The sequence below is a fragment of the Microvirga sp. P4_A5 genome, assembly GCF_056402495.1.
Genome location: NZ_JBFUHH010000130.1, coordinates 1 through 9,837, shown reverse-complemented (window position 1 = coordinate 9,837; position 9,837 = coordinate 1). Strand labels below are relative to the sequence as shown.

Annotated in this window: 10 protein-coding genes and 1 pseudogene; 10 read left to right on the top strand and 1 reads right to left on the bottom strand. The window is 58.2% G+C overall.

Features of this window, described 5'->3' with window-relative positions; all coding sequences use genetic code 11:
* The 3 genes from AC1DVM_RS21170 to AC1DVM_RS21160 all read left to right on the top strand — a co-directional run.
* Window positions 1-714: NAD(P)-dependent oxidoreductase (locus tag AC1DVM_RS21170; protein ID WP_477257768.1), on the top strand; the 714-nt coding region annotated here is incomplete at its 5' end.
* Window positions 715-1,167: 453 nt separating this feature from the next.
* Complete coding sequence (locus AC1DVM_RS21165) at window positions 1,168-1,476, top strand: hypothetical protein (protein WP_477257766.1); 309 nt, start codon at window positions 1,168-1,170, stop codon at window positions 1,474-1,476.
* A 403-nt stretch (window positions 1,477-1,879) separates the two neighbouring features.
* Window positions 1,880-2,590 carry a L,D-transpeptidase gene (locus tag AC1DVM_RS21160; RefSeq protein WP_477257764.1) on the top strand — a complete coding sequence of 237 codons (711 nt, stop codon included), beginning with the start codon at window positions 1,880-1,882 and terminating at the stop codon, window positions 2,588-2,590.
* Between the two features lie 201 nt (window positions 2,591-2,791).
* Here the strand turns inward: AC1DVM_RS21160 and AC1DVM_RS21155 are convergent, their stop codons facing one another.
* Window positions 2,792-3,025 carry a hypothetical protein gene (locus tag AC1DVM_RS21155; protein ID WP_477257763.1) on the bottom strand — a complete coding sequence of 78 codons (234 nt, stop codon included), beginning with the start codon at window positions 3,023-3,025 and terminating at the stop codon, window positions 2,792-2,794.
* A 594-nt stretch (window positions 3,026-3,619) separates the two neighbouring features.
* Here AC1DVM_RS21155 and AC1DVM_RS21150 point away from each other — a divergent pair.
* The 7 genes and pseudogenes from AC1DVM_RS21150 to AC1DVM_RS21120 all read left to right on the top strand — a co-directional run.
* Window positions 3,620-3,757 (top strand): annotated as a pseudogene (locus tag AC1DVM_RS21150) (L-idonate 5-dehydrogenase); the annotation flags it as partial.
* Window positions 3,758-3,910: 153 nt separating this feature from the next.
* The gene (locus tag AC1DVM_RS21145) at window positions 3,911-4,678 is read left to right on the top strand and encodes an SDR family oxidoreductase (protein ID WP_477257761.1); all 768 of its coding nucleotides are present in this window, start codon (window positions 3,911-3,913) and stop codon (window positions 4,676-4,678) included.
* Window positions 4,679-5,004: 326 nt separating this feature from the next.
* A complete protein-coding gene (locus AC1DVM_RS21140; RefSeq protein ID WP_477257759.1) occupies window positions 5,005-5,811 on the top strand; it encodes a FadR/GntR family transcriptional regulator in 807 nt (268 codons plus the stop codon).
* Window positions 5,808-6,797, top strand: a complete 990-nt coding sequence (locus tag AC1DVM_RS21135; RefSeq protein ID WP_477257757.1) for a sialic acid TRAP transporter substrate-binding protein SiaP — start codon at window positions 5,808-5,810, stop codon at window positions 6,795-6,797. The genes AC1DVM_RS21140 and AC1DVM_RS21135 overlap by 4 nt, the downstream gene beginning before the upstream one ends.
* Before the next feature lie 113 nt (window positions 6,798-6,910).
* Window positions 6,911-7,486 (top strand): TRAP transporter small permease, encoded by a 576-nt coding sequence (locus AC1DVM_RS21130; RefSeq protein ID WP_477257755.1) that lies wholly within the window; start codon window positions 6,911-6,913, stop codon window positions 7,484-7,486.
* A gap of 46 nt (window positions 7,487-7,532) precedes the next feature.
* Complete coding sequence (locus AC1DVM_RS21125; RefSeq protein ID WP_477257753.1) at window positions 7,533-8,939, top strand: TRAP transporter large permease; 1,407 nt, start codon at window positions 7,533-7,535, stop codon at window positions 8,937-8,939.
* A partial coding sequence (locus tag AC1DVM_RS21120) for an L-idonate 5-dehydrogenase (RefSeq protein WP_477257751.1) occupies window positions 8,936-9,837 on the top strand: 902 nt, incomplete at its 3' end. The genes AC1DVM_RS21125 and AC1DVM_RS21120, both read left to right, overlap by 4 nt.

Below are 9,837 nucleotides of genomic sequence, written 5' to 3'. Positions count from 1 at the left end.
GGGTTGCTTCTCGCACTTAACAGAAAGATTCCGCGAGCCTATAACCGCACTCGAGAAGGCAATTTTTCCCTCGATGGCCTGATGGGTTTTGATCTCGTCGGTCGTACCGTGGCGGTGGTTGGCACTGGAAAGATCGGCAGGATTTTTGCCCGGATCATGGCAGGGTTTGGCTGCCATCTGATAGGCTTCGATCTCCATCGTTCGCCAGAATTCGAGGGGATCGGCGGTCGATATGTGGACGCTGACGGAATCGAGGACGCAGATGTCATCTCGCTTCATTGCCCGCTGACCCCGGACACCTACCACATCGTCAATGCACAAACACTCGCCCGGGTGAAAAAGGGAGCGCTCCTGATCAACACGAGCCGCGGCGGTCTGGTGGATACCGAGGCGGCAATCGATGCGCTCAAGTCCGGCCGGCTCGGCGGCATTGCCATCGACGTTTATGAGCAGGAGGCTGGTCTCTTCTTCAAGGACCTGTCAAGCACAGTGATCCCTGACGACGTGATCCAGCGCCTCGTCTCGCTCCCAAACGTGATACTCACAGGACATCAGGCATTTCTTACGCGCGAAGCAGTGGGAACGATACTCAAGACGACCCTTACGAGCGTGTCTGATTTCGAATCCGGTCTACCACTAGCGAACGAAATCAAAGCGTCGCTAGCCGCCGAAACGTTTCTCGGGCGCCCGGCCGATCAGGTCGACGCGAAGTGAGACCTGGATTCGGTCCGGTTCGCGGATGGGCATCGCAGATGACGGGCAGAGTTTTTGGCGTATTGACCTGTGAGCAGGGTTTTATTCATTCGTTCGAGCCAACGTGCGACATGGATATTCGACAGCCGTCCTCACCTAGACATGAGATTGCGCGCCAGGGTCACCAACCGCCACGAGGGAATCGCCATGTGTTGGCATTTGGTTCCCAGCCATGAGCATAAGCTCGTTCATGATATGGAGGATCTGGGCGAGCTTTGGCGCCGTGCATTATTCCGGGTGATCACGGATCGCATGGGAGGCATCTCGATGGCCACGAGCGAGTAGAACGGCGGACAATGGTCTAGCGCCGGACGCGGGAGGGATGCCCCTATGAGAGCCACGAGGTAGCTGTCTTGGATGCTATAATCGGGCGCCGGTAAATCCCAGGCGGCGGATGGGCATCATGGAGGCCGCATGACCGCATCGTGCACATTGAGGATGAAGGATGCATCCCTGTTGTCCGAGCAAAACGCAATAGTAGGGATTCGGTTGAATCAAGTCGCCCTGTTCGAAAACATTCTGCGGCTGTTGCCGGAGACGAAGACCATCGCGCTGATCAACGGAAACTCACGTGCCGAGCAGATTTGGGCTGGCGAGATGCAACGGGTGCTGGGTCCGCTGCTGGAGAAAAAGGTTGAATTGCTCTTTTACGGCGAGCGGTCGTTGGAGGAGACCCTGAAGGCGGTTGCGAGTTTGCCTCCCCACAGCGCAATCATTTTTTAGCAGCTCCAAATGGACGGCACAGGTGCCGTCTATGGAGACAAGGAGCCGTTGAATCGCATCTATAACGAAAGAAAATCGAAAGGTCGATGTCCTCCTCGTCATCCGATTCCATGCGGCGATTCTCCATGGCAGTTCGGAGGGACTCGATCGCACGGGCCGTAGCCGCGTCTTCTGGTCTGGCGTACGAATGTGATGGAAAGGCAGCTACTGATTAGGGACGGGTGCTGACTTTTAGTCAGCGAGTCGATGGTTCAATCCCATCCGCGCTCCATTTTAGAGAGTTGGAAGGCCAAGCTTGCCATTCCGGCCCTGTCAGACCAATCTCACCTCAGCAAGGAGATCAGCAGGTGCATGTCGATGTATTGGTTGGTCGGGCAACAAGACATGGGGAGACTCTCAAATCATGATCAGGAACGGTGAAATTGCCGCTGTCGGCGAGATTGACGAGGTCGCTCGGCTTGGGCTCCGGTCGGAGCTTCTCAACCGCCGGTCGTTTCTGTTTGGCTCTGCTGCCGGTCTCGGCGCGCTAGGGCTCGCCGGTTGCGCGACATCCGACGGCATGAGCTTCGCCGAGGCGGCGAAGGTCTACGGGCCGGTGCCCGACGAGAAATTCCCGATCCCGGCGGTCGATGTCAGCAAGGTCGATCCAAAATACTATCGCCGGACAGTGCGCTACGACACCAAAGAGGCCCCCGGTACGATTATCGTCGACCCCGGCAATTACTACGTCTACCGCATCGAGGACGACGGATCCGCCACCCGCTATGGCGCCAATGTCGGCCGCGACGGGTTTCGGTGGAGCGGTGACGCTTATATCGGGCGCAAGGCCGAATGGGCGACCTGGACCCCGCCCAAGGAGATGATCCGGCGCCAGCCCGAGGCTGCCAAATACGCCGGCGGCATGCCGGGCGGCCTCGACAACCCACTCGGTGCCCGCACGCTCTATCTCTATCAGAACGGCGCTTACACGCTCTACACGATTTACGCTTCCAGCGAGGCAGAGTCGATCGGCACAGGCGTCACAAGCGGCTGCGTCGGCCTCCTCAGTCAGGACATGATGCACCTGTACTCACGGACGCCGGTCAAGACGAAAGTGGTCGTCCTGCCCGCATAGGCACGGAGTCAGCCCCCGGTCCAGACGCACCGGGTGCGGCAGCGTGTCTAGACCACGCCGCTTCGAACGTCCGCTTCGATAACGCCGTTCGAAACCCCAAGATCGGAACCGCCTATGGCAAAAACGATGACCTCGATCGGGGCATGAAGGTCGGGGTCGCGTGAAGCCTTCATGCCGAAGACAACAAGGTGGCGAAGTGAATTAGGCGAAAGACGTCTTGCTGCCGAGCGCCGAGGAAATCTCGACGAGGGTCGCTTTCTCCGCTTCGCTGACCGCGACGCCTCCGAAGCCCAGGAATCCGCCCTCGTTGCCTGCTTCCGCCGCCTTCTGGGCGACCGCTTGAAGCCATGTCTTGAAACCGGCCGCGTCCTCTGGCGCCTTCGTATCGACRAGGASGGAGACGGCGCGAAGCTCTTCGATRGCCCGAGTCTTCATATCGCCGATCTGTGCGCCCTTGAATTGGTCCTGGAGACGGTCCCTGGCTGCCGTCCGGATCTCAGGYACCGTGATGTCGTCCGCGACGGCCTGGCCAGCGGATTGGCGCTGGCGTCCTGCTTGGCCGCGAGAAGCGACTGGCCGCCGGCGAACGCCTCTTTCAGCAAACCCAAAGACCGCTCGGATCCGCTGCCGTGATGGCCATGCCCGCCACCATCGGACTTGCCACGATCCGGGTCCATTCCTCCGGCGTGAAATTCGCCTTGCCTGCCATGTCGTCCTCCTGGATGTCGGCTCAATCGCCGGAGRCATCGGATGGTTCCTTCGTGTGCCTGGGCCGGATCTATTTTCATGGCCCGGGCAAAGACTGTCTCCAGGGCTTCTTCCAGAAACCGATCGTCCGCTCGCTCTAGTCTCGGCTGAAGTTTGGCTCTCAGCAGGCTGAACCCAGCGGTCGAGCCGATCCTGAAACTTTCGGGTGGCCTGTCATCGTAACGGGAAGGAAATACCTGTCCGCTGCTTCGGTGTCGCGACCGTTAAGCATGAGACGGCAACAGGCGGGTGATCGGAGCGACCAGAGTCTCGGGTTTCCGGCGGAACCACCGCGGGACGTTTGATTTGCTTTTTGAGAGATCCGGCCAGCAATCGGCGCTCGATGGGGCTTTGTCGGCGCGAAGGCCGGGAGCTATCATCGTCCAGCTTGGACTCGGCGGGGACATGACCCTTCCGATTAAAGTTGGCCAGCGACGTCGTTGCACCGGCGCTCGGCCGCAAGAGCTATGAAGGTCCGTATGGCAACTAGATCCCGGCCGGATCCGCCTCTGTTGGAGCCGCATCCGAAATCAACCGCATTATAGGGAATATCTATCATGATAGGTTTTGACGATGAGCCTCAAGCTGTTTGATCTTTCCGGTCGGATCGCACTGGTGACGGGAGCGGGACAGGGAATTGGCTATGCTCTGGCTGAAGGGCTCGCTCGCGCTGGCGCCCATGTCATTCTAAACGGACGCAATGAAGACCGTCTCAACGCTGCCGTCGAACGGCTTTCGACCGAGAGCGCTGCGGTCTCTAGGGCGATATTCGATGTTACCGATCACAACGCCGTTGTGGCGGGCGTTGACGCGATCGAATCCGGCATAGGCCCGATCGATATTCTTATCAACAATGCGGGGATCCAGCGGCGCGCACCCCTAGAGGATTTCTCCGTGGAGACGTGGCACGAAATCGTGCATGCCAATCTCGACAGTGTTTTTTATGTCGGCCAGGCGGTGGCTCGTCACATGATCCCTCGTAAGCGTGGCAAGATCATCAATATCGCAAGTCTGCAAAGCGAGGCTGCCCGCTACTCCATCGCGCCGTATACCGCAACCAAGGGAGCAGTGAAGAATCTCACCCGCGGGATGTGCACCGATTGGGCCCGTCACGGATTGCAGGTGAACGCCATCGGTCCCGGTTACTTCGATACGCCGCTCAATAAGGATCTCGTCGCCAATCCGGAATTCGACGCTTGGCTGAAGACACGCACGCCTGCGGGACGCTGGGGGCGCGTCGAGGAACTGCAGGGCGTCGCGATCTTCCTTGCCTCGTCCGCCTCCGACTTTGTCAATGGTCAGGTTATCTATGTGGATGGCGGGGTCCTTGCGACGCTCTGAGTAGAGAACCCAACAGCAGAACGATTGGATACCTAAGAAACAGCTACTGCAACTTTATGCCATGACGCCAAGCATGGAGAAGGCACTGGCCGAGCGATTCACCGTTCATCGCTACTGCGAGGAGCAGGCGTCGGCTTCGACAAGGTGGATCTGCGCTGGCGATCCGAACATGGCACATGATCTCAAAGCAATGCGATGGACGAATGCTCGGTAATCRCCTTGACACAGGGCGGCACCTGCGTTTCTCTTTCTGGTAAATTGGACTGACCAATAACAAAGAGCCGATACAAGCGGCGCAGGATGGGAACGACCACAGGAGAGGGACCTTGCCACTCAAGGCCGTTGAACCGCGTCGGCTCTATCGGCAAATCGCTGAGCACCTGCGTGAGCTGATCAATAACGGTGAGTTTCCAGTCGGAGGAAGGCTGCCTTCCGAACGCGAACTGGCGGAGACMCTTCGCGTCTCGCGGCCGAGCGTGCGAGAGGCGCTTATCGCGCTTGAAGTCGAAGGGCTCGTTCGAATAAACGTGGGCTCTGGGATTTATGTCTTAGCTACTTCGGGAAGCCCCCCGCCAAGGTGGGTTGCCGAGGTGCCGCCAAGCGGAACCTTCGAGATTCTGCAGGCGCGCGAGATCATCGAAGCGTCGGTGGCAAGCGAAGCTGCCATGCTTGCTTGCCCTGAACACATCGAAGCGATTGATCGAGTCCTGTCGCGAATGGCAGGATGCGGGGCGCGCAACGACGAGTGGATCGCGCTCGATCGAGAGTTTCATGTGACCATCGCGGCGGTGCTTGAGAACGAGGTGCTGATCCGGTTCGTCGGACAGCTCTTTGATCAGCGCATCAACCCTTATTTCGAGCGCCTGGCGAGCTATTTCGAGGACGATAGTACCTGGCTCCGAGCGCTAGCAGAGCATCGAACGATCCGTAACGCCATCGCAGCCGCCGACCCAAAATTAGCGTGTTTTGCCATGCGACAGCATTTGGGGCTTTCGCAGGAGCGCTTCTCACGAGGTTTCGGCGAGCCGCTCAGACCTCCATGCCATTCGGGCGAGAACCCGCCCGATGCTCGCAGTCCAGCGGCCAATCCGCGCGAACTGCCCATCAAAGCTTACAGGAGGAAGCAAGTATGACTCGAAAATGGCCCGCACTCGTTGCCGCAGCACTGAGCCTCACGATCACGGCCGGTGCAGCCGAGGCTCAGACGAAGTTGAAATGGGCGCATGTCTACGAGACATCCGAACCGTTTCACACTCAATCGGTTTGGGCGAGCCAGGAAATTGCGAAACGCACCAACGGGCGATACCAGGTCGACGTCTATCCAGCCTCTCAGCTGGGCAAAGAAACGGACCTCAACCAGGGCCTCTCTCTGGGTTCCGTAGACATTATCGTGTCGGGTTCGAGTTTCGCAGCCCGCAGTTTTCCGCCGATTGGCGTCACGTACTATCCGTACGTTTTCCGCGACGCCAACCATCTCCTCGCCTATACCAAGAGCGACGTGTTCACAGAGCTTGCGAAGGGTTATGCCGACAAGACGGGTCACCAGATATTGGCGGTGACCTATTACGGTGCTCGCCATACCTCGTCGAACAAGCCGATCAAGACATGTGCTGACCTGAAAGGCCTCAAGATTAGGGTCCCTGACGTGCCGGCGTACCTTGCGATGCCGCGCGCTTGTGGCGCCAACACCGCGCCAATTGCATTCGCGGAGGTGTACCTCGCTCTTCAGAACGGTACGGTCGAAGCTCAGGAAAATCCACTCACGACGATCGAGGCCAAAAAATTCTACGAAGTTCAGAAGCACATCGCCCTGACAGGCCATATCGTTGATCATCTCAACACGGTTATTTCCTCCGGCTTGTGGAAGAAACTTTCGGACGACGACAAGAAGATCTTCACGGATGTCGCGCAGGAGGCAGCCGCGCGCGCGACGGCCGAGATACAGGCCAAGGAGAAAGAATTGGTAGACTTCTTCAAACAGAAGGGTCTGACGGTGACCGAGGTCGACAAGAACGACTTCAAGGAGACCGTGTTGAAAAATGTCACCTTCGAGTCCTTCGGCTATCGCAAGGCAGATTACGATCGGATCCAAGCGATCAAGAGTGAACCCGCTTTATAGTTCGTGACGATCCCCGCCAGGAGCATCCGAGCCTGGCGGGATCCTGAGTCGAAGCGCCCGTTTCTATCTTCGTCGAACGTCCCAAGCATCAGAAAATTTCTGGAGAGAAGGTGATGACACCGGAGGTCCACACAAAGGTCTCGGCTGAGGAACTGGCGCACACGTTCGACGAACAATCTCCCGAGGTCGATCTCAGTCAATATGCGGTCGAAGATTGGATCTGTCTTATCTTGTTCTGGGTGATGGCGTTCGCCGTTTTTCTACAGTTCTTCACCCGTTACGTGCTCAACGACTCGCTCGCTTGGACCGAAGAAATTGCCACGTATTGTCTGGTGGYTGTGGTATTCGTCGGTTCGTCCATGTGTGTCCGCCTTGGACGTCATATCCAGGTCGATCTGATTTTTCGCTACCTGCCGGCAGGCGTTGCAAGGGTTTTAGCGACTATGATCGATGCTCTTCGCACMGCCTTCTTTGCCTATGCGGCTTACCTCGTGTGGGAATTCATGAAGATCGTGGAAGGCGAGACGATGACGACCATCATGCTGCCCAAGAACCTGATTTACGGCTTCGTTCTCGTTGGATTCGTCATGATGTTCATCAGGTCGGTCCAGGTCTCAATCGAAAACTGGCGCCGTGGTTATTCGATCCTTGAGAGGCCGGAGGCCTTCGAGACAGCGCCGACGGTTTGACCACGAGCGACACCGAAATTTCCCGAATCCCTATTGGACTGGGCCCATGCTGATACTCATTGGTTCGTTTCTCGCCCTTCTGATACTGGGCCTGCCGGTCGCCTTGTCGATGGCAGTATCGTCGCTGCTTTACATCACCGTGACAGGGATCGCACCTGATGTGATCTTGGCTCAACGCATGATTGCCGGTGTTGAGAGCTTTCCGCTTCTCGCGGTGCCGTTCTTTATCCTCGCCGGGAACCTGATGAACATCGCCGGCGTGACGGGACGCATCTACAGTTTCGCGGTCGCACTTGTGGGGTGGATGAAGGGCGGGCTTGCGCAGGTCAACATCATCGGTTCGGTCATCTTCTCGGGTATGTCCGGCACGGCGATCGCGGATGCGGCCGGGCTTGGCACGATCGAGATCAAGGCGATGAAGGATCATGGCTACTCGACCGAATTCGCTGTCGGCGTGACTGCGGCTTCGGCCACACTCGGGCCCATCATTCCCCCGTCTCTGCCGTTCGTGATCTATGGCATGATGGCGAACGTCTCGATTGGAGCGCTGTTCCTTGGCGGGGTCATACCTGGTGTGGTCATGACGCTCATGATGATGGCCACGGTTGCATTCTTCGCACATAGAAACGGTTGGGGCAGCGACAGCCCATTCTCCTGGAGTCAGCTGGGACGTGCGACGCTGGAAGTGGCGATTGTTATGGCCTTCCCCCTTGCGGTCTGGCTGATGATGCAGGTCGGCGTATCGACCAACCTCGCTATTGGAATTGCGCTCGCGGTCCTTATGGCGCTCGACTGGTATTTCGATTTTTCAGCTGTGATGGCGCTGATGGCGCCGGTCATCCTTATCGGCGGCATGACCTTGGGGCTGTTTACTCCCACGGAAGCGGCCGTCGCCGCCGTAATCTGGTCTCTGTTTCTCGGACTCGTGCGATATCGATCCATGACAATGAGGACGTTGGCCAAAGCCACTTTCGACACGATCGAGACGACCGCATCGGTCCTGTTCATCGTGACTGCGGCTTCGATCTTTGCTTGGCTTCTCACAGTGAGCCAGGCCGCTCAGATCCTCTCTGACGCGATCCTTGGCATCACCCAAAACAAGTGGGCATTTCTGTTCCTCGCAAACCTTTTGATCCTATTCGTGGGTTGTTTTATCGACACCATTGCCGCAATTACGATCCTCGTCCCGATCCTTCTTCCTATCGTCCTCAAGCTCGGCATCGACCCGATCCATTTTGGCTTGATCCTGACGCTCAATCTGATGATCGGACTTCTCCATCCGCCGCTGGGAATGGTGCTGTTCGTGCTCGCGCGCGTCGCCAAACTCTCGGTTGAACGAACGACCGTTGCCATCTTGCCCTGGCTCGTTCCTCTCCTGTTGGCGCTCATCGCCATTACCTACATACCGGAACTGACGCTGTGGCTGCCGCGAACAATGGGAGTGGCCAAATGACCGAATCTGTTCTTTCAGCGACACTTTTCGGGGCCGAGGATCTGCGCATGGTGGAAGGTCGGCTGGCGCCGCTCGCGTCCGGAATGGTCCGCGTCCGCTTTGGAGCCGGTGGGATTTGCGGTTCGGACATGCATTACTTTCGGCATGGACGCACCGGCGATTTTATTGTCCAGTCTCCCTTGGTTCTCGGTCACGAGATCGCGGGTGAGATCGTGGAGATCGCCGGCACGGCAGCAGGTCTGAGCGCGGGAAATCGGGTGGCGGTCAATCCCTCGCGATGGTGCGGCACGTGCGCGCGATGCCGGGAAGGGCGCCTGAATCTGTGCGAGAATATTTATTTCATGGGCTCGGCCTCGAAGACCCCGCACATGCAAGGCGGCTTTGCCACTTATTTCGATGTCGTTCCATCTCAGTGCGTGAAGATTTCACCTGATACGCCCCTTGAGGCGGCTGCGCTTGCGGAACCACTCGCCGTATGCCTGCATGCCGTGAGACGCGCAGGGCCTGTCGCCGGGACGCGAGGAATCGTGTTCGGCGCTGGTCCGATCGGCCTGCTGACGATGCTTGCCGCCCGATTGGCGGGGATGTCGGAAATCGCCGTGGTCGACGTTGCTGCTGCTCCACTGGCCTTCGCGCAACGCCTTGGCGCCGACCATGTCGTCGACATCYCAGGCGGCGGCAATGCTCTTGAGAACCTTGCTGCGATCCGACCCTTCGACGTGGCGTTCGAAGTTTCCGGTACCGCCGCCGGTCTTTCCTCGGCGATACTCAACGTCCGCCGCGGGGGCACGGTCGTGCAAATCGGCAACTTGCCCGGTGGCTTGATTTCAGTGCCTGCAAACGCTGTCATGGCCAGGGAGATCGATCTCAAGGGGTCGTTCAGGTTCGATCAGGAGTT

Coding starts and splice junctions, on each gene's coding strand:
- AC1DVM_RS21165 (WP_477257766.1), top strand. CDS start 1,168: ATGACCGCATCGTGCACATTGAGGATGAAGGATGCATCCCTGTTGTCC.
- AC1DVM_RS21160 (WP_477257764.1), top strand. CDS start 1,880: ATGATCAGGAACGGTGAAATTGCCGCTGTCGGCGAGATTGACGAGGTC.
- AC1DVM_RS21145 (WP_477257761.1), top strand. CDS start 3,911: ATGAGCCTCAAGCTGTTTGATCTTTCCGGTCGGATCGCACTGGTGACG.
- AC1DVM_RS21135 (WP_477257757.1), top strand. CDS start 5,808: ATGACTCGAAAATGGCCCGCACTCGTTGCCGCAGCACTGAGCCTCACG.
- AC1DVM_RS21125 (WP_477257753.1), top strand. CDS start 7,533: ATGCTGATACTCATTGGTTCGTTTCTCGCCCTTCTGATACTGGGCCTG.